Here is a 25,876-nt window from a genome sequence, read left to right as displayed (position 1 = left end):
TGAATGTGCCGACTTCGCCATAGTAGCTTTAGCTACGACGGCTGAATCGGTATTGGATATTCGTTTTTCATTCGACGTTGGACGTTCAATGTTCGATGTTCGACGTTCATCTTTCAAAACAATTCCATACGGCGTAAATGTAACCTGTGAACGGAAGCGAAGGGGTCGAAATGACATAAAGAGGGATTTCTGGATGGACACTACCTGAGAAATACGTCTATACCCCCGCTGAAACTTTCTCGACAATGAGCTGATTAAGGCTCTTGCCCTTCTTTTTGCCCTCAATGTAAAGCTGTCGGTGTAGCTGGGGAGGAAGTCGCAGCATGATTCGTCCCGAAAATGGTTTCTCAGGTTTTTCACCTCGATCCCGGCAAAATTCCAAGTAGTCTTCAATCGAATCTCGAAAGGCAGCCTCTAGTTGCTTTACGCTCTTGCCTTGAAAGGTGATAACGTCTCGAGTATCGATTACCTCGCCATGGAAAATGCCAGCATCATCATCGAAATCAACATGTCCTATGTATCCTTTGTATCGTAACATTGCTTTATTCTCCTTCTTGAATACCTGCCTCGGACAGAAAACGCCGCATTGATTTCAGCGCCCCCTTGTCAGTTTCTTGGTGAGGATGTGGTCGATGCAATACAGCTCGTACACCGTTAAGGTAGATTCGCACTCGGGACCCGCGGCCTTCAGTCAACTCGGCTCCGAGAGTCTTTAGGAGGCTTTCAATGTCAGGCCAAGCTACATCAGAACGGACAGGATCTTCAAAGATCTTGCGGAGTGTCTTTTTGTGTCTTCCGCTGAGCTTCATGATGTCATTATACGACACTACAGGGAGGATGGCAAGAGTTGTAACTGAGCCATTGTGTCTTAAGATCCGTTTATGGATGGATACTGGCTAACAAGCGGCGAAGCCGCGTTGCATAAAAACATGAATGAAATCAAGCAGTGATTTCATTGATTTTTTTATTCTTTCTTGACATTTCCTTATGAATTGAAGTAATAAGAGCAAGTTCCTGTTCCCTTGCCATTGTTGGAAAAAAACTCGCACAATTGGAAAAAAAAGTCTCAACGAAAGTGGAAAAAATATTCTCAATTTGGCCTATATTTTCAGACTGACAGAACGAACAATCCCCAAAAAGCTCCCTATATCAACTGGTTATCTTGTTTTGCATGGTTTGGCATGTAAAGTGCTAAAAGAAGGGTAACGTGATTGTATAAAATCGCGGGAGCGATTTTATCCGGATAAAGCCAAATCCCGAGTAATCGGGAGACGGAAAGCCACGGGTCCGACGGAAGCGGATAGCCGGGTTGCCTGGAGGAGGGTAACTCGGCTTTTTCATTTTTGTAGGCAAGGAGGATATAGATATGAAAAGATTCGTGGTGTTCTTAAGTTCCATTCTATTGATTATCGGGGTAACAGGTGGGGCCGGTGCGCAGTATGTCGATCACTCTGTGCCATTGGAACCGTCAGTTGACTTCTACGTAGGACCAGGTGCTCAAGGTAACGATAGATGGATTGAATGGTCGCATCCTCTTGACTGGCAAGGATGCGAGGGTGAAGACGGCTGCCCAGGGTGTGAATACGGTTTTACTTTGAATCTGACAATCTTCGCTGATGATGTGGATGGTTATGGGTGGACTACCCCCACAAGTTATGAACGCGAAGATGATGAAGTCTGGATTTATCAGGGCACGTGGGATGAGACCTCCAACAAGTTCTTTATGGGCTATCTGGAGGATTTTGGAGACCAGACGATCTTCACAGGGCCTGATTTGACGGACGCAAGTGACGCTGCCCATAGCGAAAGTTCCTGGTCTAAGATGTCCTCAGAATTGGTGGGTTTCGACCTGGACCCCAGTTCACCCCTGTTTGTACGAGTGTTGGTAGAAGGTGACGGGCAACCACGTGGTGCTTGGGATTGGGAGTGCGAAATTGAGAGTTCAAACCTGAGAATTGATTGCACCCCCATTCCAGTACCCTCGGCCCTGCTTCTCCTTGGTTCCGGTGTGATCGGTCTTGTGGGACTGCGGAGGGTGTTTAGCTAGGAGATGAATTGACTTCCTTTAATTTACAGGAGGAACGGGCTTTACTTTTGGATTTGTTTAGTATAGGAGCATTTAGAGCGGATAAAGCCAAATCCCGAGTGATCGGGACACGGAAAGCCACGGGTCTTACTGAGACAGCCGGGTTGCCGAAAATAAGGTGACTCGGCTTTTTTTACGAAAATGGGTTTGAAAGATAATTAACAACAAGCTAACGAATCGCAAAAAGGAGGATAAATGATGAGAAAGAGATTTGGAGTGCCACTGGTTCTCTTGGCCCTGTTTCTGGGCGTCAGTCTGATCGGCTGGTCGGCCGTTTTTGCGGCAGACCTGCGATATATCAGTATTGATACTGTCGAGAAGAAAGTGGACTGTATCAGTGGGTATCTGGAAGATGTCCACAACTTGTTAGTGCCAAATGATTTTAAGCCGACCCTGATGGGACAAATTGAGGCTGATGAGAAGGGGTTTGTCGAGACCGAGATAGTAGACGATCCCACGGCAGCAACAAACAACATCGTGTTGAGGGCTTCGGAGGCGGCCCTGGGCGCCAGTCCCAGTCCGGAAAATGTTGTCGTTTTGACGGCGTTTATTGGAGTTCTGACGGGGGATCCACTGTATGCCGACTACACAGATGAACGCTGCGACATAGCAGAAGCCTATGAGGAGCCATACGAGAGCGAGATTGTTCCAGGTGCCCGAGAGGGCGACTATGAACCATGGGATCCTGATCCTCCAGATGAGGAAGAAGAAGAGGGTTGGATTTACTACGGCAAGGAGTACGATCGGGACGAAATAACTACTAGGGCGGCTGACAGGTCCACCAACGGGATCCTGTATCTTTCCGATGAGGAGATTCAAGTTTCCGAGCGGGAACATCGGAAGCTCCTGGCATCGGGATACGGAGGCGCCGAACCCGTTGCTGCACAGAACGGCTATGGCGGGTACTGGGAAGAGTGGTTATGTGAAGAAAGTGGCAGCGTTGTGATACCACCTGTAATAGCCCCCTATGCCGTAGGCGGATATGGCGGATATGGCGGCGAGTCTGGCACTTACGAGGAAGGGTGGTGGGAATACTCAGCATCGGGAAGTGAACTTATCGCAGAAGACGTTTTGCCGGCGCCTGATGTTGTCATAGAGCCAGATCGGTTTTACAGGTACACATGGACTTTTCCCTTAGAGGATAAGAACGGCGATTTTGCAAACGGCAACGGCGCACCTGAGCCCAGTTTTTCGACCACCCTGTACGACGACAACACCATCATGTTCGATTACAGTCGCGACATGGGTTTCGCGTTCTGGGCCTTGGCGGGATATGATACGGGTGTGATTGTAGGTCTTCATCCAGGAGGTCTTGAGCAATATGATTTCGCCGAGCAGGGCAAAGAATACTATGAATGGCACCACTACTACTATCCCCAATATTATGACTATTGGGATTGGATGTTCGTCGGTGAAGAATACGAGACAGTGCGCGAGTCATACAGCTACCTAGGCGGGGACAACCATCCCGGTCCCGGACAGCCACGAAGTGACTACTATATGGACAAGTGTTACGTGGACCTGTCTGAGCAGTACGGGCGGCCGCTTGATGACATCTATGATGAAAACGGGAATCTCTGCTGGCTGCCCATTATGGAGACCTTTGGCCACTTTTCCATGGGAGACGATTTCGCTTCCCGTAGCAGCGGCGACGACTTTGACCTTGCAGACAGATTCATTTTTTTCAGAGATTACCAGATGGTCGCGGATTTGCGCTATGACGAGGGAGCCAATAACGGCTACGGGGGGTATGTGGCCGAGAACTTCCGCAGGGAGGAAACCCCACACAAGTATACTGTTACCACCGGGGGTCATGACATGATTGTGGACATTGACAGCCTGGATGAGGCCATGGCCAATGTGATCGAGGATCCCACGCTCCTGGAAGACATTGACGACTACTGGGCCGTCCATCCCAAGTCCCTGGACAAGGCGTTCGTGGACGGGGACGGCTATACCCATGTAGAGTATACGGAACTGGTAAAGAACGGCGCGTTCAAGCCGGGTTGCGCAGATAGTTGTCATATTGGGAACCTCCAAGACTCGGAGGATCCTATTGATCAAGCGCTTGGGAATACTTTTCCAGATCCCGATTATCCGGGGATAGAGGACTGGCCCTTGCAGTGGAGCCCAGCAGGATTATGCTTACTAGATATTAATTCCTATGAAGACTATATTGAGGCCTTTGGAGACATATACCGGTACGGCCTGCAGACCGTGGGTGCCGGCTATGGCGGCTACGGAGGCTGGAACCAGGGACTTCGTACTTTCACCAATGATGACACCCTGGACAGGATAAACAGCAGCGGTTTCCTCGCCTATGCCGTGCAGGTTGAAGAGGACATTGTCAACCGGAAGATTCTTGATTTACAGTCCATGAGGGCCGTGGAGAACTCTGTGAGGGATGCCCAGTCGACTGCCGGCATCCGGGCCCGGGACGCCTGGTTTGTCCGGACCGCAGACGCCCAGTCCGGCCGGGTCACCAAAGACCACAATGGAAACTGGGTGAGGTCACAGCAGTACGTGCTGCGATCTGCCGACAATACCAGTGTCCAGGTGGTCAACGCGTGCCTGAGAAAAGAGTCGCAAATGTCCAGCATGGTCTTTACGACGAACTTTGGAGACAGTTATGATGGCGACCTAACTCAGCTTCCGTGGAATAGTTGGCTCGGCACGTTTGATCGGGAAGGCATGAGGTTTGTTTATACCACCTTTCCCGAAGACGGTCATCCTGATCTTCTTGATATGAATGTGAATTTCACAAATCCCGTGGACGAATCATTGCAGGAGACAAGAACGTTTGGTAAAAGAGAAGCTGGAGAGGGTGAGAATTTCTACTACCACGAGATCCTCAGCGATCAACTGACGATCAACGACGCGTCCTCGTTTACGTACACGGACAAAACTCCTGGTGCGAACCAGTACAGCATCAATACTAACTCTAATGGGTTCAGCTATGTGTTTGAACCCGCCGTTGGCGATGACGATCCAGCCACAATCAATGTGAGTTTCTATGTGGCTGAAGACGGACTCAGGGGCCTTGATACCGAGGCAGCATATCCCTATTATGCAGGCCAAGGTCAAATCAATGACATGTGGGATGCCCTTAGGGTCAACCTGGCTTATGGGTCGCCTTATGTAGGGGCCAACAACCTTGAAATCAATATCGATAACGGCTACCAGACGGAGTACTTCTCCCAGCCCATCGACGTGATCTACATTCCCATGTCCAGGATGATGTGGAAAGGTGAAGCTCAGATGCCGGAGTAATCTCAGATGAAGACATAGATCTTTAAGGAATCTAGAAATAAGGGCATAGCCAGAAATGGCTATGCCCTTTCTTTTTGAATTAGCCGCTGAGGCGCTCTGGTGAAATATACCTCGCATTTCACAGGGCAGGCGCGGATAGAAAAGGAATGCCTTTCGAATCGCAGCGATATTTAACCGTCAGACTCAAATGACTTGTTCGGCCTAATTCTATCAACAAGACGGCCCGTAACATAACGATGTAGAATGCTAGACATGAGCGTTTGATAAGGTATGCCATCTTCAATCGCAATTGCCTGAAGCTCCTCCAACACCTTAGAAGGTATTCTGATATTGACCCGTTTATCTTTCTTTAGTGTTTTTCTGGCATACTTGCGGTGCTTTTCAATCTCCGCTCTAACATTTGGAACTGACTTCCATTCTCCTCGTTCAAAGGAATCGAGTATTTCCTGCTCTTCTTTATTAAGATTGATTTTGTTCATTTGTTCCCTCCCAAATAATCACGAGTCGCTTTACGGCTCGGAATTATTGTCTTTAAGAATTTACCTTTATCATCTTCAACAAATGGAAGAAGATATGCGTAGTTATCTATTTCAACAACAAGGATCTGTTGGTTCGGGTATCTCTTTTGATTGGTATGTTGAACCACATCAAGAACATCACCCCGTTCAATGTGCATGGCAACTTGCTCGAAGCTGATACCACGTTCAGCCTTAAGCTTTAGATTCTTTTCATGGTTCCATCTGTAATAATCCATTTTCACAATTTGAATTAAAGCACAATGTGTGCCCTATGTCAACAGGATTGGGATGGGCTTGAAGCCGAACACTAAAGCTCACCTGCTGCCAACAGCAAAAGGCAAAAGCTTATGCAAATGATCTACAGAATAATGTACGGTAGCGTACATTATCAAGCAAGCCTCGTTTACCTTGACTTGTGGTCGAAATTAACACAAAATGTGCAATAAAACTTGTGATGGAGGTTGTCATGAGAACGACGGTTACCCTGGATGAAAACCTGGTCAGGGAATTGGTGAAATTTTCCCATGCAAAAACCAAGACCGCTGCAGTGGCATTAGCGGTTAAGGAACAGATCAGGAGGGCAAAGCTGAAAAAACTTGCAGGTCTTCTCGGAACAGTTGATGTCGATGAAAAGGCCATTAAGGAAAGCAATAAAGCGGATATGATGCGTGCTCAGCTGCCGGTGAATTAGATGCCTCACTGCGCAGCAAGGGCATTACCATTCCGCCAATGGATGTCATAATTGCCCAGGTATGCCTGCATCACAAGGTTTTTCTCTTTACCCTGGATGAACATTTTCGTTCGGTTCCAGGGTTGAAAGTGTTCGAACCATAGGCCATCTTGATCATCCGGCAAATCCTGTCTGATTCATCTTTTGTTCTGTCGCGAATGCACTGTGTATTCAAGTATCTAATAGGCTACTCTTGTAAAGAATTTTGTTGACACACCATGGATTTTGCCTTACATACTAAATCGATGCACGATTTAACATAGAGCGGCTGCGCCGCTACTATATGAAAAAGTCTGCCCACTCAACCAGTTTACCAGTCAACTATTCACCATGTAAGGAGGAGGAGATGAAACTACGCAAGTTCTACAAATTGTCTTCGCTGTTGGCTATTGTTCCGGTGATTTTCTTCCTGTGCTTTATGGCACGACCCGTTCTGGCTGCTGAGGAGGAGACACCAAAAGAGGTTTTGACCGAGGAATTGCCACCGGGAGAGGTGGAAGAAGTCGAGGATCGCTGGATGTTCATCGCAGACTTTCAGGCCCTTTTCACAAGGTCCGACGTGAGTGGCTCCGCCAGCACTGATGGCGCGAATCTTAGCGGCCTTTTTGCGCCCGTTTACCGGTTCAACGACAGAACCTTTTTCATCCTCATGTATGACGGGCAGTACTACGAGAGGAGGGAGTTCTATTCTGATGCAGGCGACATCGGATCGAGGGAGCGCACCGAATTTCAGTCACACAGCATTACACCCATGGTTCGGTTCGACTTCGGTGACAGGACCCAGTACTCGCTGACGCCGTCTGTGTTTTACACCGCTACATACAACAAAGACGCTTCGGGGGCAGGTTGGAGCGATGGCCTGTACAACTATGAGGATTTGGGCGCAGGACTCGATTTTGACATGAGGGGAGTTTACGACGACCCTGGTACGCTGAGCGTGGGCGCCCAGTATTATCACCGTGAGTATGATAATTACGCCTCACTTCTCTCCTTGACCGGCCTCGATCTGGTTGACAACAAAAATGTGGAAAAAGATGAGAAGGATTACGATGGCATTATTGGCAAGGTAGGATATACGTGGATCAAGCCGGTGGGTTTTTCGTGGGAGGTAGAATATTCCCTGCTCCACAAGATGCTTGACGATAAGAAGGTAGTGGGTTCGCAGGGTGTGCTGACCGGTGAAGATCAAGAGGACGACCTTCACAGTCTGGATCTCAATTTCGACTACATGATGGACGTCGGTGGTGGATTGAACCTGGGGCTTGACCTGAACGGCAGCATGTACGACAGCAACCAGAACTATTGGGATGAGTACCGCCCTGGAACCAGCGCAGGGGTTGATGCCAAGAAGTTCACCAGTGACTATTATGATTACGATTCTTACCGAATTCGCCCCAGCATCTCTTATACCTTTCCCCTGTTTCCTCTGACGTCAACAATCTCTTTTGCCTACCAGGAAACTGAATACGATGAAAGGAAGGCCGAGTCCAGCGACGGTGACTACAAAGCCGAGGCCCATGAGGAGACCAGGGAGGAGACGACTCTTCGTTTGAAGTATGAACTTACCGAAAACTGGAGCCTGATAGGTCAATTTGAGTACATCGAGCAGCGGTCCAACACCGAGGATGAAAGAACCTATCGGTATAATTACTCAGCGAACAATTTTTCCGTGGGGGTCGCGTTTAAGTACTAATATAAAATCGCTTTGCGATTTTATATGAAGAAATCATGCCCTTAGCCAAGAAAACCGGAAAGAAGTTTACTTATGCTGATTACTTGACCTGGCCGGATGATGAGCGGTGGGAATTGATTGACGGTCAGGCCTATTGTATGACTCCTGCTCCTTCCGTTACACATCAAAGAATTGCTAACAATCCGAACATTCTGCTTTCTACTCATCCTGAGAAGAAAGCAGAATGTTTTGTTGGCATTGCTCCCACTGATGTCGTCCTTTCAGAATCTGATGTAGTCCAGCCGGATATTTTTGTTGTGTGCGACAAAGACAAGATCACAGAAGCCAATATCCGGGGTGCGCCGGATCTGGTCATTGAACGGACTTCACTAACAACGATCAACTGACATGATTGAATCAGAAAGGAAGGTTAGTATGAAGAGATTTTGCTTGGTTGGTGTTTTGCTGTTTGTAGCTATTGTTTTCATGGCGGTGGAGCCGGCTCATGCGGGGCGTTTGAAGATCGGCGTGATTGACGTGCAAAAAATCATGCAGGAGTCCAAGGCGGCCAAGGATGCAAGAGGCATGTTTCTCATGGACGTGGAGGCCAAAAGGGCAGTGCTTAAGTCCAGACAGGACGAAGTCCAGAAAATGGAAAAGGAGTTAAAAGAAGGTGAGAGTGACACATCCTCTTCGGCCATGAAAGAAAAGAAAGATGAGCTTGACCAAGCGATCAAGGAGATAAGGCGTCTTGGGAGGAGCATGGAGGAGGAGTTAAGGAAAAAGGATGCCGAACTGAGACGAAACCATTTCGAAGAGATCAGGGAAATTGCCAAAGAGTTCTGCAAGAAAAAGAAATATGAGCTTATTCTGGAAAAAACATCGATAGTCTTTTTTGATGAGGAAATGGATGTTACGGATGAGATAATCAAGATGTATGATGCGAAAAAGAAATGAGAAATGCTGTAAGTGCAGAAAAAGGGACGAAATGCTCGTGCTATGTCCAAAATTACTGAGACGTCTGGTTCCCTGCTTGACAAATATTTCTATCTGTTCCTATCAGCTACGGTTTTTCTCGCCCTCGCCCTAAGAATTACAGCCCTTCTATCTCTAAAAGAGAGCATATATTTCGATTTCCTCTTGTGGGATGAAAGGGTCTATCATACCTGGGCGGAAAAAATTGCCGACGGCACTTTTCAATCCTCCTCTGTCTACGAAATGGCCCCCCTCCCTGCCTATCTCATGGCGCTTATCTATAGGGTATTTTCACCGGATGTCTTATACATCAGAATCGCAAATATTTTTTTTGGCGTACTGACCTGTTATCTCGTTTACCTCATCGGCAAGGAGATGGCAAACAGGACAATCGGCCTCTTTGCCTGCCTGGTCGCATGTCTTTACAAACCGTTTATTTTTTACAGTATCGTGCCTTTGAAGACATCGCTGTCCGTATTTCTGTTTGCATCCATGGTCTATTTTTTGGTGGCAATCCTGAACAGACCCTCAATGATAAAGGCAGTTGTTCTCGGAATCGCCCTGGGCCTTGTTCAAAATGTCCGGCCGAACTGTGTTGTTCTCATTCCCCTTGTTCCATTGCTCATTGCGTGGAACTACTACAAAGACAAATTTTCCCTCAAGATACTTGCGGCTACGCTGGTATTGTATGGCATTGGTTTGTTCATAGCCAACTCTCCTTTCATGATAAGGAACTATATAGTTGCTGGGGAGACTTCGGCAACGGTCTCTCAGTCCGGTTTCAATCTTTTCATGTGCAACAACCTTAAGTATTCATATCCCCTCCCTTTTGCAACAACGTCGCCCTTTGAGCAGGGCATACAGTTTACCATCGAGGCGAGCAGGAGAGTGGGGAAAAGATTAACTTCTCGGGAAGCTTCGGCTTACTGGACGGGTGAAGTGATCAAGACGATCTTGGAGCAACCCGTTGCCTTTGTATGGAGGAAGTGCAAAAAGGCCTTGGCCTTTTTCTCGTGGCTTGAAAGGGGGGATCATTATCACATAGGGTTTATGAGTCAGTTTGTGCCGTTCTTCAAGATTCCGTTCCCTGGCATATGGTTGATTATCCCTTTTGGCATGGCCGGAATGGCCTTAAATATGTTTGTTTCCAGAAGACTACTAGCCCTAAGCGCAATATTCCTTGTCTACGTTTCAACCCTTGTCCTTTTTTTTACCAATGTTCGGGTTCGATTGCCAATGCTGATTATCTTGATCCCCTTCGCGGTGATTGGAATAAACGATCTCATTGGTTATGTTAAGAAAAGGGACCTTAAGAGGCTTGGCGTATTTCTCGGCATTGCCGCAGCCTTTTTTGTCATAGAATTCCTTCCTGATCGCAGCTCAGGTGATATGACCGCCTATCAGAATACCCATGCTATTATTCTCAATTCAATGGGGCGCAAAGACGAAGCCATAACATACTGGGAGATGTCTTCCCGGGCGGATGGACACTATTCGCCTTTTGCCAATCTTTCTCTTGCAGGCAAGTATTACGGCAAAGGAGATATCCGGAAGGCAGTCTATTATCTCGACAGAATTTCTGAGGACTCTTTTGCTGCCGCTCAAAAGTACGACCTGTTAGGCGATATCATGCTTCGTCAGAAGAAGGTAAGAAGGGCGCTAGAGGCCTATGAAAAATCACTGGCAATTAATTCCGGCCAAAGACAGGTGAGAATGAAACTGGTCAAGGTATACGAAAAGATAGACAAAAAACGGGCCTTGGAAGAACACGAAAAGCTGCGATATATTAATTCATTTTATGACCTCTATTGATCTTATTCGGATCCGCAATCCGGCACAAGATCTGTTGCCTCGCCGGTCTACGGGGCTCCGTGACGCGTCTTGCCGAGTGATCTTGAAGCCACTCATCCAAGACTCCTCGGATGTAACCGCAACGATTGTGTATTGCGCACCTTGCAAACACGTCCAGAACTTGATGATTCAGGAGTCGAGTTAGTCCCCAACACGAACAACCTGCCCCAATAATTACCGCGGATAGCAGCACGTTCAACTTGACATATATGGCGGGCTTGTATCTCTTTTCTATTACGCCGGAAGAAAAGCCGATCCAGTAGGTCTGATGATAAAACCAGACCGGACGTAGTCTTTGGGGATGGATAATGTGGTAAACAACCGCAGATGGGTTGTAGTAAACTGACTTTCCGGCGAGTTCAATGCGCGAGAAGAGATCGGTTTCTTCGCCGGTTTGAAAAGACGTGGTTCCGGATCGACCGAGCGATGGGTCAAACAAGCCGACTTCTTCAAAAACGGAACGTCGAAAGGCCATATTTGTACCAAAAGGATAGTTCGGATACCTGAGGTTGATGACGTCTTTCCCATAGTCAAGAAGGCTGAGGTGTGAAATGAGACGTCTTGGAAGCCATGACGGCAGCTTTTCCAACCTTGCCGGTTTGATACGGCCGCCCACCGCAGCAACATTTTCCGATGAGCGGAAAGTTGCCGTAAGCGTCGCCAACCAGGCCGGATCCGCCCGGGCATCGTCATCGATGAAGGCCACTATGTCACCTCTGGCTGAGCGAAGGCCGCGGTTGCGCGCTCTCGAGAGGCCCTGTTCGGTCTCATGCACATACAAGAGAGGAGTGCGGGCCTTCTGTTGAAATCCTTTTACGACAGAAAAGGTGTCATTTGTCGGGCCGTTATCCACAACAATGATCTCGTATGAATCGGAGAGAGCCTGTGCCAGTAGACTCCTGATGGTGGACTTAATGCTTCGGGCTCGGTTGAAGGTGCAGACGATAACTGAAACAGCTGGGTCCATCTTGTTTGATCCTAGCCCCGTCCATGGTGGAACATTGAGTGCGTGAAGGCGATTTCCTTGGTGTTGAACTCGCCCAGCAACAGAAAAGCGATCACAATGACAAGTCCGATCGCCGGTAGCTTCAAAAGGAGAAGAACTCCGGGGGAAGGCCACAGGACAGCAAGGGTATAGGCCATTGCACAGACCACGAGACTGCGAAGCAATGTTGCTGCAGACGGCGCGACATGCCATATCCTGCAAACTGCCAGCATACATGCGCCGGCCCCAAGCCATGCCAGACCTGTGGTGGTTGCGGCCGCTCCGATGGGACCAAACCGGGGTACGAGCACGAAATGTGCTAATGGCGCCACTGCCACGAATGGTCCTGTCAGCATGACAGGTAAGCCAGGCCGACCCGCCGCGATTAGCGTTGAAGTAGTTACAGTGATCATAGCTAGTCCCAAGGCGGCGAAGATGAGAAAGGCCAGCAACGTGGCGGCAGGCAGGAAGGGCCCGCCGTAGATTGCCGTAACCACCTCTGGCGCCGCACCAGCCGCCATCCCTGCGAAGGGCAAGAGGCAAAGCACCAGACGCATCGTGTGCCTGGTCATGATTTGAGCAGCGTCTCCGTTGTCTTCCGCCTTTAAATAGGCAAGTTTTGCAAGCAGAAGTGGTGAGAATGATGTGGCGAACAGAGCCGGCACAATAGTAAGATTTTTTGCTGCTCCATAAAACCCCGCTGCCTGGGGGATGCCACCTACGGCCTTTACAAAAAGCATATCAAAAGCATTGAACAGATTAATGCCCACAGTGTAGAAAAAAAGAGGCCATGCATAGTCCCATAGATTGCGAAAAGGAAAATCAGAATGTTTCAGCAAGGCCGGACTGACAAAGCGGCGTGCGCAGGTCAGGACAACAACAGCAGCACCTATGTTTGCCAGAATGGCATTAGTGACAGACGGACGCAGGCCAACAAACAAAAAGACCAGTACCATTCGGCTCAGCCAGTATGCAGCCGGTAGTACGGCGCGGCGACCGAAGTGTCCGCGGCCTATGAGGATCGACTGATGAATTGCACCCAGAGCAGTGATGGGAATGCCCAAGGCATAGATCCTCAGATAGGTGGACATTTCAGATGCTCTCAACCATGAAGCCAGGATTGGCGCAGCAACTGCCAGAAGCACGGTTGCTAAGAGACTGACCAAAAGCTGGGCTTGCAGAAACCTTGTGGATGCTGACTGCCAGCCCGCAGTCTCGGCCACGAATTTGACAACAGTCCGGCTGAAGCCCATGGTTATAGTGGTTTCAATCCAGACAACGATGGTAGCGGCAACGGTTAGGAGACCATAGTCCACGGGGCCGAGTTGGCGGGTGAGAAAGGCAGCCGTCAGAATGCCTGTGGGCAGGCATATGGCCGAGGCAACAAAGCCTTGCGCGGTGCCGACCGCAAGGTGGTTGATATGGGCCCCCACGGGTACCGAGAGGGAGACGATTTTGGTTTGTGGCAAATCTACAGATTTACCCATGGCTGAACTACACTTTTCGAACTTTTTCGATAGTTGCAGTGATGGACTACGACGGCCTTCATAAGCAAGGATCCTGGAATTTCCATCAACGAAAGAACGAATTCACTCTTCTTTTCCGCACAAGGCATTAGCAAGGATCATACCGCTTTGTTGCCATGTTGGAAGGGCCAATTGGCCTGGATTTCGTGGGGCTTGCTTTAGTGCGGTGAGGAGCCCGTTACGGATACCTTCTTCAGTGGGTTTGACGTAGACGGCGTCCTCTCCTCCTGCCTCACGCAGTTCGGGTATGTCAGAAGCGACAACTCGAGCTCCGCACGCCCTTGCCTCAAGGACGGGCATTCCAAAACCCTCATAAGTGGATGGGAAAACAAATACGTCTGCCCCCGCGTAAAGAGGCGGCAGATGATCGTCCGGAACATAACCGAGAGAAACAACGTTTTTCCCGCTATCACTTGCGACCATTGTCGCAATACGTTCGCATCTCCAGCCTTTCTTGCCGACTAAAACCAATTTATGGCCAGATAGCAACCCTTCCCTTTTCATAATGATGAATGTTTTGACCAGCAGTTCAAGATTCTTTCTCGGTTCCCACACAGCTACATTGAGTATGTAGGGATAAGAAATGCCGTAGATCGCAAGACAGGCTTCGATTTTACCTTTAGTCTGATGTCTGAAACTCTTGCCGACTGCGGGGGAAATGGCAGTTGGTTGGTATCCAACAAGATCAGAAAGTCGCCACGAAGTCCCCTCTGAAACAGTAAGGACGATATCCGCCTTACGGACATCTCTGAGGAAAAAAAAACGACCCAGCCATAGATGGGTCGTCACGATGGTTTCAGGTGCGACTCGAAGACTCAGGTCATATACGGTAACCGCCTTTCTTACCGTGCCAGGCAGGTAAGGCAAGAATATGTTTGTCCCCCAGAAAATATCCAAATGGTCTTTCCTGCAAAGATATGATCCACGAAGCTTCAGCCACAGGAGACGAGGAAGTCTTGACAATATTGAGCGATCGGCCCTCAGGATCCAACGATTGGAAAAAACAGGCATGTCCACTGGAATGGAACTGTAAACAAAAAACCGGGCATTAGGCAGGCGTTCGTCCAGCTGTTGACAAAGTTCAAAAATATAACGTCCGTCACCCCTGCGGTTGCCTTGCAGGCTACGGCCGTCAATACCGATTCTAAGGATCTGCTTATGAGAATATGGCAAGGGCTGTTTAGAAATCACATTCGACATTGTCATTTGAAGATTGAAAAACTCAAGCACATGTAAAGTGGGAATGCAAGTACCATATGATTATTTTATTAAAATATCACAAAAAAGTTCCTTATGACAAGATCGAGCGTCGGATTGGGGAAATTTCTCTGGAGTTGTGCCGCAGGTTCTACCGGTAGTCATTGATTAACCCGGTGAAAGCCGAAGATGTTCCATACAGATGGAGTTGACATGTTGAAGACAGATGAACTACACAGTGAATACTCGCAAAAGTGGGAGGGGCTCCAAAGTCCAGCATAGAAGCGTTGCGAGATTGGCTTTTTGGGGGTGTAGAGGAGGGAATCCTGGAGCAGACGACTGACAAGAAGTCAATAGGAACCGTTGGACAAAGCCTGCAAACGCCGGGTGTTCATCCTATTACGCCCCTTTTTACCTCTAAAGATCTTCTATTCCTGTTTTATCTTTTTCCTTTTAGGTGGCTTTCCATGTTTTTTCCAGTCAAGCTGATTCGCTTGTTTGGCATACCACTGGCTTGCCTCTACCAGGCACTGTGTATTCCCAAAATTCCCTCCCTGCATGCAGCACTGAGGTTGGCTTTTCAAGACAAGAGAACAAGTGAGGAGATTAAGAAAACGTCCAAGCGGTTCCTTCGTAATCATGTTTGTCGAGCTATAGATGATATTATTCTCAACCGGCTCGAAAGGAAGGACCTATTGGAAAACTCCCGGATAATAGGCCTTGAAAACCTTCAAGCGGCACTGTCCGCGAAAAAAGGGGCAATGTTGGTTGATGGGCATTGTTTTTGCAGCAGAGTAGCCAAACGTTTTCTCCGTGAAATCGGCCTTCCCGTGATGAGTGTTCGGAACCGGGTTCCCGATGATCCTTGCATTGGCAGAATAGGCGCGAGATTCTTGAAACGGCGGTATGTGGACTTTTTGAAGCCGCTGATAAAAGACGAGGTCTTCATCCAAGATAAAGGGTTTAATTTAAAAATTTTTAAACGCTTACGGGAAAACGGATTGGTTAATATTCACATCGATACCCCCTCGTTTTCCTACAAGACTATTGAGTACCCTTTCTTGGGGAGGAAATGCCGGTTTCCAGCAGGTTTTCTAAGGCTTGCGAAGGTAGCCGGGTGCCCCGTTGTTCCTATGGCATGTATTGGCAATAGCGCAGCTTTCACCATCATTTTTGAAGAACCCTTCTCAATGAGAGAGATGAAAGACGAAGAGAGCTTTTTGGTTGCGAATCTCGGGCGGCTAGTCGAAATCTTGGAGACGCAGATATTGCAGCACCCGGATCAATGGGAGTTTTGGGTTAGGCTGTAGGAATAGGTTCGCAAACCAGAGTCCTATATTTTGAGGATTGTTTCAGAAACATGAATTCAGGGGACGATATTAGACAGAAAATCAAGGGTGTTTTAGTAGATACGTTAGAGCTCAACCTGACGGGTGATGAGATTGAGGAAAGTGCTAGTCTGGATCAACTCCTTGGTTTTGACTCCGTGGCTGCCATCGAGTTTGTTGTAGGACTCGAAAAGGCGTTCGATATTACCATTGAATCCGAATTTCTGGAACTGGAAGTTCTTGCGGACCTAGATAGGCTCTCGACATACATAGATGGGCGCATTTCCAAGGCATCCTCTCGGTGAACCATGCTTCTGCAAGGCCTACATGGCTCAAGGCTTTTTCAAAGGGCAAGACGACCACAAGATTGAAATGCGACGTAGCGCGCCTTGATAGTGCACACATGGGGAGTGGGGAGTAGCGTAGATTGATAGAAGATATTGTCAGGCAGTTAGCTCATGAGAGACCTGAACACGTGGCGGTCGTGGACGGCCAAAGGAGCTACACGTATCTTCAATTAAACATGTCAAAGGAGAATCTGGCTCGGCATTTAGCCACCACTCTGGGAATACGTGAGGGCGAAAAAATAGCCCTTTTTTTGCCCAATAGCGCTGAATTCGTTTTTTCGTTTTTTGCCAATGTTCAGATTGGCGCCATTTCCATTCCTTTGAATACCCATTTGAAGGAAATAGAACTTCGGTACTTCTTGGATAAGTATGGCATTTCCGCGGTGATTACAACTAGCGATCTGGCTTTTCGATGGGGTTGCATACGGAGTCAAATAGAAAAAGAAAGGCTAGTTGTGATCGACAGACTCGAGGGATGTGGAAGGGATAAAGGAGACTTTTTAAAGACGGAAGGGGAGCGAGATCAGTTCAAGAGGGCGGATCCAGACTCAGAGGTTCTTTGGCTCACCACTTCAGGATCTACGGGTAGGCCCAAAGTAGTGTCCAGGTCCCAGGCTAATCTGATTAACAACGCAGGACATGTCGCCGGGGCCCTCCGCGTAACAGATCAAGACAGATTCCTGAGTGTCGTACCATTCTATCATGCGAATGGTTTTGCGAATTGTATGTTTCTCCCTATCACAAGGGGAGCAACCGCGGTCGTTATGAGACAATTTTCCGCAAGAAAGATGATTCATCTTATTCGCCAAGAGAAAGTTACGATAGTGTTTGGTTCACCCTTTGTTTTCAGTGTGTTGTCTGAGGCTGTAGATGAGGGTTGTCATCTTCCATCCGTGAGGTTTTGCCTTTCCACAGGTGCCCCCATGCCCGAGGGGCTGCAAAACACTTTTATGAAAAAATTTCGCATGAAAATACGCCAATTATACGGTTCTTCTGAGGCCGGAACGATTAGTATCCAGCTGGAAGACTTGGGGGAAGATGTCCATTTTCTGGGCAAACCTTTGAAGAATGTGGAAGTAAAAATAGTGTCGGAGACAGGTGAGGAACTCCCTTCAACGGAATCAGGTGAAATCATGGTAAGAAGTCCCGCCCTCACGAAGGGGTATGTACAAGAATCAGAGCTGAACGAAGAAGCTTTTCACAACGGCTACTTCAGAACCGGAGATCTCGGAATGCTGGCGGGTGATGGAAGGCTGTACATTTCAGGCAGAAAAAAAAGGGTGATAAATGCGGCAGGTGTGAAGGTGGATCCTGTTGAGATCGAAAATGTTTTGGTATCATTTCACAAAGTGAGAGAGGCTTTCGTTTTTGGCGTAGAAAACAGAAGAGGGATGGAGATCATTAAGGCAATAGTTATTGCTCAACCTGACTGCGGGGTTAGCGAGGTGATCAGCTATTGCAAGGACAAACTGGCCGATTATAAGATTCCGCGAATTGTGGAGTTCAAAGAAGAGATTCGTAGAGATATTATGGGGAAAGTTTTTCCCGTGAACGAGGAGGCGTAGGATGGCTTTTCCGGTCCACAGACTGAGAAGACTAAGGTACAAGGAAACGTTACGAAGAATGGTCAGAGAGACAAGGCTCTCGGTGGATGACCTGATCTATCCTTTGTTCGTTGTCGGTGAGGATAACATAAAATCACCAATGTCAGAAATACCGGGATGTTATTTCTTGTCTGGAGATTATCTGATCGAGGAGGCTAAGGAAGTAAGCAGATTAGGAATCCCTGCCGTACTTCTATTCGGTCTGCCATCAGAAAGAGAGAAGGACAAAAATGCTTCGATGGCATATTCTCCGGAGGGAGCAACACAAAAGGCTGTTCGAAAGCTTAAGAGTGCTCTGCCTCAATTAACGGTAATTACTGACGTCTGTTTATGTGAATATACCATTGACGGGCATTGTGGCGTTATAAGAGGTGATCAAATTGATAATGATCTGACGTTAGAGATCATTGAGAAGACAGCTTTGTCACTGGCGGAAGCGGGTTCGGACGTTCTAGCACCTTCAGGAATGATGGACGGTGTGGTTCAGGCTATTCGAACTGCTTTGGATGACTCCAACTATCATCAAACCCTTACTATGCCGTATTCCGCAAAATTCGCATCTAAGTTTTACGGGCCATTCAAGGAAGGCACCAAATCCAAGCCCAAAATCGGCAAGCATTCCACACACCAAATAGACGTTGCTAACGGCGTTGAGGCTCTCCGCGAGGTGGGATTCGATATCGAAGAAGGTGCAGACATCGTTATTGTTAAGCCTGCTCTTACCTGTTTAGATATCATATGTAGTGTCAAACGAGAATTCACTATTCCCGTTGCCGCCTACAACGTTTCCGGGGAATACACTATGATCCTTGCTGCTAGCGAAAAGAATCTGATTGATGCTGAAGATGCCATGTTGGAGACGCTGACGTGTATTAAAAGGGCCGGTGCGGATATGGTTATTACCTATTTTGCAAAAGAGGCGGCAAGACTTCTTGGTGAGCAATAGGTCACGAATGTTTTTTTAGAACCGGCTTTACGACCGTCTCTGACTGGACCGGATATAGCAGGCGACTGCTTGTCAGTTGTTTGCCATTGACAAGCCAATGAGAAAAGCTCTTTTTGTGGGAACTTAAAATTTCAACATTAATTTGCTCGCCCTTATAATAGTGACCCCGGTAGCCGCCTTTTTCGGGATAGCCATCTATTTCATACTTAATTTCAGCAGGTCCCGCCACCTCGGCAAGAAATGCCTTGCCCGTGCCGAAGTATTGCTGCATCTGTCTCCTCATGAAATCAGGCCGGTGTTCAACAAAGTCTCGAAGCATTTCAACTGCCTTCAGTGGCCTGTCTGACTCGTCATAAGACCGTGCAAGTTGCTCATAATAGTCAATCCTGGACTTGAGAAAATCAGCACTGATCCGATGATTCAGTAAATCCATGACCAATCGCACAAAATACTGTCGAAACTCCGGGCTTTCAACGCATAAACGCATAAACAATACCGACCGGGTATCCCGTTTATTGATCGTCCTGGGTTTGGCGCCTGGCCAAAACAACAGCCTGGAGGTTGTGATGACTTCCACGGCTTCTTGTTCCCAATAGATTTTGTTTCTAGTGTACAATGAGTAGTTGAGGAAGCTTTGATCCATGTCCCAGTTAATCCAGAACCATTTTGGATGGGGCTTGCTTTTGTCGAGGGCGGCCACACCCTGTCTCCAGTCAGTCGTGCCGCAGAACATAAAGGAAAACAAGTGTCGACACAAGTTGTCTAGGTCGACATGCGTATCAACCTCTTTCATTGTCATTCTAACTTCGAGGTCTGTTGCCCAGCGTTTCAGTTTTTCGTAGAGTTCGAGGCTATCCTTGTCCGATGTACTCTTGTGACGGTAGAAGGCAAAATTGTTATGTCCAAAGTGTGACTCCCACTGCTTCTTGCCCACGTGTTCAGAGAGGAAAAAAACCCCATTGGACTTTCCATTGAGGAAGAATATGACTGGTTTGATTTCCGGAACGACAGCGCCAATCTGTCGAGCTATGTCAAATGCAAGGCCGGTGATGAAAGGGACTGCACGGTCGGCATGTATCACGAGTCGCTTTAGTGGCTCTGTGTCCGGGCCGAAGAGGATGCCGGGCCTGAACTGATTTTCCCCGTAATCTTTACGGAAATACAGGCGGTAACTGTTCTGTGCTCCCAACTGTCCGCGTTCCCGTCCTCCGTGGAGGCGCAACCCCGCATTTGTGGCAAACATAAGCTTTCCGTCTTCATAGTAAGAAACGTAGGCCAGTCGCTCCCATTGGCGGCCCCTAGCCATTTTGTGACTGACAATTCCCCTGACAGGGTCGTAAAGGGCATTCTCGTCTACTACGACTGATATGAGAGGCCAGCCGGGTTTGAAGTCTTCTTCGTGGATTACGACACTGCTGGGAAAGGCATTCTCTCCTCCCGGATTCACTTCGTACAATAGTTCTCCCACATGTCGTTTTTTTTGAAAGATGGTCGTCTCTATGTCATATTGAATCTCTTTTGAGGCGGGAAATCGAGAGTAATCGTTCGAAACAGCCTTCACCAGCGCTAATTGTTTAATGACCTTGCCCATGGGACCATAGTTTAACAGACCCGTTGGTACAGCTCGGGCATGCACGGCCTGTTTCAACGCTGTGAACCACTCAGAGCGCTCCAGAGCAAAGCCTCCGATTACAAGAAAAAGAAGACCGAGAAGTATGAGCGTTGTTTCCCGCATGGATTGCCAGTAATTCCTTTATCACAATTGGCCGGAACGATTGAAGAAGAGGTTGGACTTTGCCTTACTGGCAAGCTTGTTGAGTTCACTCTGCAATTCCAACATTGTGTTCTTTCCCAGCTTGATGAAACTATATGATATGATCGATTCATCGTCGTTTTCCGTAATGCTGTCAACTCTTCCTTTAGGAAGCTTTTGCTCGAGGAAGTCAAGTATTTTCTGCTTTTTGATCCGGGCTTCCTTTGCCGGTAACGTGATGATTAACATCCCATCATTCAAACGTCCCTTAATCAGTCGCGTGCTGGATTTCAAGACAAGGAGAGCCAACACAGCCACGGTCAAGATGATGCCGAGAAAAAACATGTTGAAAGTCGCACAGCAAAGGGATGAGGCGATGACCAACATTATGAAACCGATCTCTTCCGGCTCTTTGATGGGTGTACGGAAACGCACAATTGATAGGGCGCCAAGCAAACCCAGAGATAGAGGTAATGAAAACTGAATGCAGATAAAGATGGCCGTAACAGATATTCCAAGCAACGGAAAGGCTCGATGGACCTGGCTTCCTGTGGCGCGACTGCTGTAAAATCTGTTGTAGAGAAAAGCGACAAATAGCGAAGACAGTAATGATATGATCATGACCGCAAAAAAGGCCAACAAACCAATATCTTCCATTTTTTGACTGCCGAAGCCGCCCAGCGTCGTGATCCATTTTTCCCAATCTGGTTCCATTTGCAATAGTTCCTTTTAAAGCCGATTTTCAGAACGCGGCCCCCGTATTGTGTCTGTAACAATTACTATACTTGGAAAAGGATTGTTTTGAGCATCCCATGGCCGCCATTTGGTACAACACCGTGGGGAGTTCGCTGATGTTTCCTTTCACTTCGAACACGGCGCTTTTCAGAGGAAACGGGTTGCCTCGCGGTAGCATTTGTGAGTTGACACTTGGTGAGCTGATATCGTAGTCAATGCACAGCCGTGCCCCGGTCGTCGGCTCCACGAATCTTCGGCGCTTGTAAGTTATTCCAAAGGCAGGGAAAACCTGTTCGGGGATAATGACACCCTCGCACCGCAACAGGTATGGAATTTTCAAGAGCCTCTGATCGTCCAGGCTGACAGACGAGAGCCATTTCCCGGAAAAATCAGTCTTCACCCTGATCTTTTTCCTTCTCGCACCGGTCTTGAACTTCGCTTCAACGTATGATTTATCATCTGGCTGCCTATTGTGAAAATCTGAGTACCATCTCAGCCTGATCTTGGTCTTTCGGTAGTCGCTATTTACCTTTTCCCTAAGGAAGCGCCAGCCCTTTGTGTCATAGTATATGCTTGAGACAATGCCAGCTGGAAATTGAGGGTCCGGATGACAGCGCAGTTGGAGCCAATGGACCATGATATGCGCAGAGCTGTTATTCAGGGCAAATTTTATTTCGTGTCCACTGATTGGCTGGCCTTGTTCCTCATTCATTTTGTTCGGCCTGAGTGTTTCTCATAAGTTTTCCAGGAATAGTCTTTCCACGCTATGTTAAAATCTAGCCGACCTTCCCAATAGTATTTTGTCGTTTCCTTCTTTTTTTTTCGTGCCATCCATCCCAGCTTGATTTCGGAGAGAACGTATACTTTTGCTGTTTCGATGTCTCATTTCCTAAACGCCACAATTTTGTTGTAGATCCATCCGACCAATGCCCCGCTCAGGGTCCCCAAGGCAAAACTGTAAGCAAATCCGATGAAGCTTCCTGAGAATGAGACGGTATATCCAATGAAATACTGGCCGAGGAGGCTTAAGTGGGGCCCAACCGCGTCGCCATCCTTTATGACAAGCCAGTTTGTTGCGATGAATGTGGCGAAGCCAAAAAGAAGACCCAGAACAAGTCCGAGGGCCTTTGTATTCAACCAAAGAGTCCCAGTGAACAGCTTCTCCTGTTCGGCTTTGTTGCTCTCGTTGTTTGATTTCATGATACTTTACCCTCATTTCGAAAAAAGGATTACAGGTGATCAAAGAAATCCTTGAGTGACAATAACTCCGCTTTCTTCTTTGCCCAATAGATGAACAGGCCAAGAAAAAGGTTTCTTAAATACGCAAAAAGCCAACCGAAAAGAAAGCCCCAGACAAAACTGTAGCCAAAAGCAATAAAGGACCCCTTCACCGTCACAGTGTAGCCCACAAAATACTGGGAAAGAAGCTGGAGGTTTGGCCCAATAACATCGCCGCCCTTCACAACCAACCAGATGGTGGCCAAGAAAAGAAGCAGTCCTGAAACAGACCCCACCGCAGAGGCAAAGGCCAGTTTGTCCATTCTGGCAAATGTTTGGGTGAGAACGCTTTCGCGGACAAGTTGTCCCACATCGGCTGCCTTATCTTCTTCAAGATATCCTTCCTCTTCGTTCACTTCCCACAGGTTGTGATTTGCACTTTGAACATTTTCTGCTGCAAGGATGCCCGTGAGCATGGAGTGGTCCATGTTATTATACCGGTGCATTCCGTTACGCCCTATGGTCTGGAGATTGTCGATGGTCCCGAGAAAACCCCGGATCACCTTAAGGTGTTTGCTATATTCGTGGTCGTAAATTGGGTAGGCCTTGGGCTGACGCACTACATAGCTGTCAATGACATCATCAATTTCGGCCAGGCCCAGTTGAGACAATTCCTGAGATGCCATATCTGTCAACTCGGAGTCTGACATGGTCCAGATCTGATCGCCCTCGTTACAGAAGTATTCCATGCCCACGCTCGTCTTCTGGGAATCGGGAACCATGGCCGCACTCCAGTTTTTGAAGTTTTGAATCCGGCCCACAGTGGCCTCCGGACTGTGGACATATATCCACTGATCCGGGAATAGCTCCTTCTTGTTAACAATAAGCATGACAATGATAAAGGCACGATAAGAGAGGTTGCCGGAAGCGCCAGATACTTCGTTCGGGATTTTCGGGTCGAGTAAGGTAGTGAGCCTGGTTATGGGTATGCTGGAGATGAGATGTCCCACGGGGATTTCCACCGATTTGCGTCCTTCCACGCAAATGACACTTATTATGGACCCATTTTTTCGCCTCAAGTTAATTGCTTTACAATTGAGCCGAACGTCACCACCCTGAGCCTCAATCGCTTGTTGAAAACGCTGCCACATCATTCCGGGGCCCTGCAACGGATAATCGAATTGAGTGATCAAGCTTTTGGCTGTTTGGATACCGAGTAGTGCATTGGAAACAGCCACGATTAAAGACAAACCTTTGATCCGCTGTGCGGCCCACTCAGCTCCGATGTGGTGGCAAGGCATGCCCCAGACTTTCTCGGTGTATGTTTGAAAAAATGTCTTATAGAGGCGTTGGCCGAAACGATTAGACACCCATTGTTCAAAGGTCTTCTCTTCGGCGTATGGCCACGCTTGCGCCTTGAGATAGCTTAGCATAATCAGAAAACTCTGAATAATGCCAAGGTTGGACAAAGCATTGGAGAACTGAAGTGGATAGTCGAAGAAACGGCCCTGATAATAGATGCGCGACATGCGTTTGACCCTGAGGAAATCCTTGCCCAGCATGTCTCGCCAAAGTTGGTTAATCCTTTCGATCTTGGTGAAAAAGCGGTGACCTCCTATGTCAAAGCGATACCCTTTATGAGTCTCCGTGCGAGCAATCCCTCCTACCTTGTCAGCTTTCTCAAGGAGAATAGGACGGGTCCCCCGTTGAACGAGTTCATATGCCGCACTGAGGCCTGCGGGACCGGCTCCGAGTATGACAACAGGTTTATTGTTCACGGGTGTTATCCATTGACGGCTGTTCTGACGGAGGTTGATCAGTTGGAAAAGTCGGTTCAGCCGTCGTCGCCACAGTCCGCGCCTAGTACGTTCGAGATGATGTTGTCAGTGGTTGATCGTTCGTGGTCGATTGTTGGAAGTACCACGACACCGCGTCATGACGACCCTGACTTCATAATTCGGTACTTGCCAAAACCAATAGCAAAAGCCATGCCGCTGTAAAAAAAATAGAACCAGTGCCATGGAATTGTTTTTATGGCAAACTTTAGGCCGCGTTTGTGATGAAAAAAGCGATAAAGATTCAAGTTGAGCGCAATGAGCATCAGAATAAAAAAAACGACGGCGGCAAAAAGCCATGGGATGTATAGCGCCCCGCAGGAGGTTAAAAGAAGCATATATACAGATATAACGCTGAGCCGGTTGGAGATTTTTAGGTTGAGGTCGTTAATGAATCGGCCCTCCTTTATGATCAGGCTGGTCCAGGGCAGAGCACGACAGAAAAAATCTGCTTTCAAAAGAGAAGAAATGGTCCAACGCTTCAGATGTTTGACTTGAAGGCCCTTTAATAGGCGAATCTTGTAACCGGCCTTTTTGAGTCTGGAGCCCAGTTCGATGTCTTCGATGGATGGACGGCGGTACCATTCGTCAAAACCGCTCATGGCAAAGAAGACCTCACGGCGAATGCCCCCGCAAGCGCCCCAAAAGGTGGATGCTTCTTCTCTCGCAGTCTGATGAACGTAGTGGTGAAACAAATTTTTGTACTGGGACAAGAAATTGGTCTGAAACGGTTCCTCGTCATATGATCCAAAAACAGCAGCCAAGTCCGGGTCATACTGAAAGGCGGCGGCTACTCGACTCACAGCGTCCTGAGGGATTGTTACGTCTGCATCCACAAAAAAAAGGATATCACTCTTAGCCCTATGGGCGCCCATGTTGCGGGCTCTAGCAGGCCCACCAGGAGTTGGTGTTCTCAAGACCAGCGCACCGAATTCTTTTGCCACATGCCAGGAACCGTCTGTGTCACCATCGGCTACAACAATTGTTTCCTGCGGAGGGGGCAAAGCTGCCGCAATGCTTTCCAGGCACCTCCGAAAATTGCTTCCGCCGTTGTGGACCGGAATTACTATCGAAATACTGGGCTTTAATAGGGAAGACATTTATCAGCAGAATTGGCTCAACCTAAATAGGGTCGGCCATAAACCTAGTCATTACAGGGAATGCCAAAGTCAAAACGACAAAAGGTCTGAAATCAATCAGTTATGATATTTTTTTCAGTAAATATTCGGTAATCCCATCAGTCAGTGAGAGTTAAGAGCAAAGCAATTCTTTGAACTTTTTTCTTAGAGGGTAAAGCCAG

General features: G+C 47.9%; 25 protein-coding genes and 2 riboswitches. Of the genes, 12 read left to right on the top strand and 13 right to left on the bottom strand.

Features of this window, described 5'->3' with window-relative positions; translation table 11 throughout:
* Positions 1-208 (top strand): hypothetical protein (locus JW883_11025; GenBank protein MBN1842799.1); only part of this gene is annotated, 208 nt, incomplete at its 5' end.
* Positions 209-217: 9 nt separating this feature from the next.
* On the opposite strand, the gene JW883_11020 is transcribed toward JW883_11025, so the two are convergent.
* Together JW883_11020 and JW883_11015 are read right to left on the bottom strand one after the other, a co-directional pair.
* The gene (locus JW883_11020; GenBank protein ID MBN1842798.1) at positions 218-538 is read right to left on the bottom strand and encodes a type II toxin-antitoxin system HicB family antitoxin; all 321 of its coding nucleotides are present in this window, start codon (positions 536-538) and stop codon (positions 218-220) included.
* Positions 539-542: 4 nt separating this feature from the next.
* Positions 543-809 (bottom strand): type II toxin-antitoxin system HicA family toxin, encoded by a 267-nt coding sequence (locus tag JW883_11015; GenBank protein ID MBN1842797.1) that lies wholly within the window; start codon positions 807-809, stop codon positions 543-545.
* Between the two features lie 429 nt (positions 810-1,238).
* Positions 1,239-1,317, top strand: a riboswitch (cyclic di-GMP riboswitch).
* Between the two features lie 49 nt (positions 1,318-1,366).
* Between JW883_11015 and JW883_11010 the strand changes: the two genes are divergently transcribed.
* A complete protein-coding gene (locus tag JW883_11010; GenBank protein ID MBN1842796.1) occupies positions 1,367-2,047 on the top strand; it encodes a PEP-CTERM sorting domain-containing protein in 681 nt (226 codons plus the stop codon).
* Positions 2,048-2,123: 76 nt separating this feature from the next.
* Positions 2,124-2,198, top strand: a riboswitch (cyclic di-GMP riboswitch).
* Between the two features lie 83 nt (positions 2,199-2,281).
* Positions 2,282-5,356 carry a hypothetical protein gene (locus JW883_11005; protein ID MBN1842795.1) on the top strand — a complete coding sequence of 1,025 codons (3,075 nt, stop codon included), beginning with the start codon at positions 2,282-2,284 and terminating at the stop codon, positions 5,354-5,356.
* Between the two features lie 170 nt (positions 5,357-5,526).
* Here JW883_11005 and JW883_11000 read toward each other — a convergent pair whose 3' ends face one another.
* Positions 5,527-5,835: an antitoxin gene (locus tag JW883_11000; protein ID MBN1842794.1), complete on the bottom strand. Its 309-nt coding sequence runs from the start codon at positions 5,833-5,835 to the stop codon at positions 5,527-5,529.
* On the bottom strand, positions 5,832-6,110 hold the full coding sequence (locus JW883_10995; GenBank protein ID MBN1842793.1) for a BrnT family toxin: 279 nt from the start codon (positions 6,108-6,110) through the stop codon (positions 5,832-5,834). The genes JW883_11000 and JW883_10995 overlap by 4 nt, the downstream gene beginning before the upstream one ends.
* 230 nt (positions 6,111-6,340) lie before the next feature.
* On the opposite strand from JW883_10995, the gene JW883_10990 reads away from it, so the two are divergent.
* From JW883_10990 to JW883_10970, 5 genes are all read left to right on the top strand, one after another.
* Complete coding sequence (locus JW883_10990; GenBank protein ID MBN1842792.1) at positions 6,341-6,565, top strand: type II toxin-antitoxin system VapB family antitoxin; 225 nt, start codon at positions 6,341-6,343, stop codon at positions 6,563-6,565.
* A gap of 385 nt (positions 6,566-6,950) precedes the next feature.
* The gene (locus JW883_10985; protein MBN1842791.1) at positions 6,951-8,297 is read left to right on the top strand and encodes a hypothetical protein; all 1,347 of its coding nucleotides are present in this window, start codon (positions 6,951-6,953) and stop codon (positions 8,295-8,297) included.
* A 35-nt stretch (positions 8,298-8,332) separates the two neighbouring features.
* The gene (locus tag JW883_10980; GenBank protein ID MBN1842790.1) at positions 8,333-8,683 is read left to right on the top strand and encodes a Uma2 family endonuclease; all 351 of its coding nucleotides are present in this window, start codon (positions 8,333-8,335) and stop codon (positions 8,681-8,683) included.
* A 28-nt stretch (positions 8,684-8,711) separates the two neighbouring features.
* Positions 8,712-9,233, top strand: a complete 522-nt coding sequence (locus tag JW883_10975) for an OmpH family outer membrane protein (GenBank protein ID MBN1842789.1) — start codon at positions 8,712-8,714, stop codon at positions 9,231-9,233.
* Between the two features lie 42 nt (positions 9,234-9,275).
* On the top strand, positions 9,276-11,063 hold the full coding sequence (locus JW883_10970) for a tetratricopeptide repeat protein (protein MBN1842788.1): 1,788 nt from the start codon (positions 9,276-9,278) through the stop codon (positions 11,061-11,063).
* Here JW883_10970 and JW883_10965 read toward each other — a convergent pair.
* The 3 genes from JW883_10965 to JW883_10955 all read right to left on the bottom strand — a co-directional run bounded on the left by JW883_10965 (position 11,038) and on the right by JW883_10955 (position 14,813).
* Positions 11,038-12,069, bottom strand: a complete 1,032-nt coding sequence (locus JW883_10965; protein MBN1842787.1) for a glycosyltransferase — start codon at positions 12,067-12,069, stop codon at positions 11,038-11,040. The genes JW883_10970 and JW883_10965 overlap by 26 nt on opposite strands.
* 11 nt (positions 12,070-12,080) lie before the next feature.
* Positions 12,081-13,574: a polysaccharide biosynthesis protein gene (locus JW883_10960; GenBank protein MBN1842786.1), complete on the bottom strand. Its 1,494-nt coding sequence runs from the start codon at positions 13,572-13,574 to the stop codon at positions 12,081-12,083.
* Between the two features lie 102 nt (positions 13,575-13,676).
* Complete coding sequence (locus JW883_10955; protein MBN1842785.1) at positions 13,677-14,813, bottom strand: glycosyltransferase family 4 protein; 1,137 nt, start codon at positions 14,811-14,813, stop codon at positions 13,677-13,679.
* Between the two features lie 464 nt (positions 14,814-15,277).
* Here JW883_10955 and JW883_10950 point away from each other — a divergent pair, with 464 nt between their 5' ends.
* From JW883_10950 to hemB, 4 genes are all read left to right on the top strand, one after another.
* Positions 15,278-16,120, top strand: coding sequence for a lysophospholipid acyltransferase family protein (locus JW883_10950; protein ID MBN1842784.1), 843 nt, complete (start codon positions 15,278-15,280; stop codon positions 16,118-16,120).
* Between the two features lie 50 nt (positions 16,121-16,170).
* The gene (locus tag JW883_10945) at positions 16,171-16,443 is read left to right on the top strand and encodes an acyl carrier protein (protein MBN1842783.1); all 273 of its coding nucleotides are present in this window, start codon (positions 16,171-16,173) and stop codon (positions 16,441-16,443) included.
* 122 nt (positions 16,444-16,565) lie between these two features.
* Complete coding sequence (locus JW883_10940; GenBank protein ID MBN1842782.1) at positions 16,566-18,050, top strand: acyl--CoA ligase; 1,485 nt, start codon at positions 16,566-16,568, stop codon at positions 18,048-18,050.
* 1 nt (position 18,051) lies between these two features.
* Complete coding sequence (gene hemB, locus JW883_10935) at positions 18,052-19,035, top strand: porphobilinogen synthase (GenBank protein MBN1842781.1); 984 nt, start codon at positions 18,052-18,054, stop codon at positions 19,033-19,035.
* A gap of 1 nt (position 19,036) precedes the next feature.
* Here the strand turns inward: hemB and JW883_10930 are convergent, their stop codons facing one another.
* The 6 genes from JW883_10930 to JW883_10905 all read right to left on the bottom strand — a co-directional run bounded on the left by JW883_10930 (position 19,037) and on the right by JW883_10905 (position 25,676).
* Complete coding sequence (locus tag JW883_10930) at positions 19,037-20,770, bottom strand: CotH kinase family protein (GenBank protein MBN1842780.1); 1,734 nt, start codon at positions 20,768-20,770, stop codon at positions 19,037-19,039.
* A 21-nt stretch (positions 20,771-20,791) separates the two neighbouring features.
* A complete protein-coding gene (locus JW883_10925; GenBank protein MBN1842779.1) occupies positions 20,792-21,502 on the bottom strand; it encodes a DUF4956 domain-containing protein in 711 nt (236 codons plus the stop codon).
* Positions 21,503-21,530: 28 nt separating this feature from the next.
* Positions 21,531-22,235 carry a VTC domain-containing protein gene (locus JW883_10920; protein MBN1842778.1) on the bottom strand — a complete coding sequence of 235 codons (705 nt, stop codon included), beginning with the start codon at positions 22,233-22,235 and terminating at the stop codon, positions 21,531-21,533.
* Positions 22,236-22,405: 170 nt separating this feature from the next.
* On the bottom strand, positions 22,406-22,723 hold the full coding sequence (locus JW883_10915) for a hypothetical protein (GenBank protein ID MBN1842777.1): 318 nt from the start codon (positions 22,721-22,723) through the stop codon (positions 22,406-22,408).
* Positions 22,724-22,752: 29 nt separating this feature from the next.
* Positions 22,753-24,519 carry an NAD(P)/FAD-dependent oxidoreductase gene (locus JW883_10910; GenBank protein MBN1842776.1) on the bottom strand — a complete coding sequence of 589 codons (1,767 nt, stop codon included), beginning with the start codon at positions 24,517-24,519 and terminating at the stop codon, positions 22,753-22,755.
* Between the two features lie 155 nt (positions 24,520-24,674).
* Positions 24,675-25,676, bottom strand: a complete 1,002-nt coding sequence (locus JW883_10905; protein ID MBN1842775.1) for a glycosyltransferase — start codon at positions 25,674-25,676, stop codon at positions 24,675-24,677.
* Positions 25,677-25,876: the final 200 nt, after the last annotated feature.

It is taken from the genome of Deltaproteobacteria bacterium, from assembly GCA_016930875.1.
Lineage (GTDB): Bacteria > Desulfobacterota > Desulfobacteria > Desulfobacterales.
This window is presented reverse-complemented; position numbering and strand designations above follow the sequence as displayed.

Bases quoted from the DNA above. Each gene is read 5' to 3' on its own strand.
- JW883_11020 (MBN1842798.1), bottom strand. From the start codon at position 538: ATGTTACGATACAAAGGATACATAGGACATGTTGATTTCGATGATGAT.
- JW883_11015 (MBN1842797.1), bottom strand. From the start codon at position 809: ATGAAGCTCAGCGGAAGACACAAAAAGACACTCCGCAAGATCTTTGAA.
- JW883_11010 (MBN1842796.1), top strand. From the start codon at position 1,367: ATGAAAAGATTCGTGGTGTTCTTAAGTTCCATTCTATTGATTATCGGG.
- JW883_11005 (MBN1842795.1), top strand. From the start codon at position 2,282: ATGATGAGAAAGAGATTTGGAGTGCCACTGGTTCTCTTGGCCCTGTTT.
- JW883_11000 (MBN1842794.1), bottom strand. From the start codon at position 5,835: ATGAACAAAATCAATCTTAATAAAGAAGAGCAGGAAATACTCGATTCC.
- JW883_10995 (MBN1842793.1), bottom strand. From the start codon at position 6,110: ATGGATTATTACAGATGGAACCATGAAAAGAATCTAAAGCTTAAGGCT.
- JW883_10990 (MBN1842792.1), top strand. From the start codon at position 6,341: ATGAGAACGACGGTTACCCTGGATGAAAACCTGGTCAGGGAATTGGTG.
- JW883_10985 (MBN1842791.1), top strand. From the start codon at position 6,951: ATGAAACTACGCAAGTTCTACAAATTGTCTTCGCTGTTGGCTATTGTT.
- JW883_10980 (MBN1842790.1), top strand. From the start codon at position 8,333: ATGCCCTTAGCCAAGAAAACCGGAAAGAAGTTTACTTATGCTGATTAC.
- JW883_10975 (MBN1842789.1), top strand. From the start codon at position 8,712: ATGAAGAGATTTTGCTTGGTTGGTGTTTTGCTGTTTGTAGCTATTGTT.
- JW883_10970 (MBN1842788.1), top strand. From the start codon at position 9,276: ATGTCCAAAATTACTGAGACGTCTGGTTCCCTGCTTGACAAATATTTC.
- JW883_10965 (MBN1842787.1), bottom strand. From the start codon at position 12,069: ATGGACCCAGCTGTTTCAGTTATCGTCTGCACCTTCAACCGAGCCCGA.
- JW883_10960 (MBN1842786.1), bottom strand. From the start codon at position 13,574: ATGGGTAAATCTGTAGATTTGCCACAAACCAAAATCGTCTCCCTCTCG.
- JW883_10955 (MBN1842785.1), bottom strand. From the start codon at position 14,813: ATGTCGAATGTGATTTCTAAACAGCCCTTGCCATATTCTCATAAGCAG.
- JW883_10950 (MBN1842784.1), top strand. From the start codon at position 15,278: ATGTTTTTTCCAGTCAAGCTGATTCGCTTGTTTGGCATACCACTGGCT.
- JW883_10945 (MBN1842783.1), top strand. From the start codon at position 16,171: ATGAATTCAGGGGACGATATTAGACAGAAAATCAAGGGTGTTTTAGTA.
- hemB (MBN1842781.1), top strand. From the start codon at position 18,052: ATGGCTTTTCCGGTCCACAGACTGAGAAGACTAAGGTACAAGGAAACG.
- JW883_10930 (MBN1842780.1), bottom strand. From the start codon at position 20,770: ATGCGGGAAACAACGCTCATACTTCTCGGTCTTCTTTTTCTTGTAATC.
- JW883_10925 (MBN1842779.1), bottom strand. From the start codon at position 21,502: ATGGAACCAGATTGGGAAAAATGGATCACGACGCTGGGCGGCTTCGGC.
- JW883_10920 (MBN1842778.1), bottom strand. From the start codon at position 22,235: ATGAATGAGGAACAAGGCCAGCCAATCAGTGGACACGAAATAAAATTT.
- JW883_10915 (MBN1842777.1), bottom strand. From the start codon at position 22,723: ATGAAATCAAACAACGAGAGCAACAAAGCCGAACAGGAGAAGCTGTTC.
- JW883_10905 (MBN1842775.1), bottom strand. From the start codon at position 25,676: ATGTCTTCCCTATTAAAGCCCAGTATTTCGATAGTAATTCCGGTCCAC.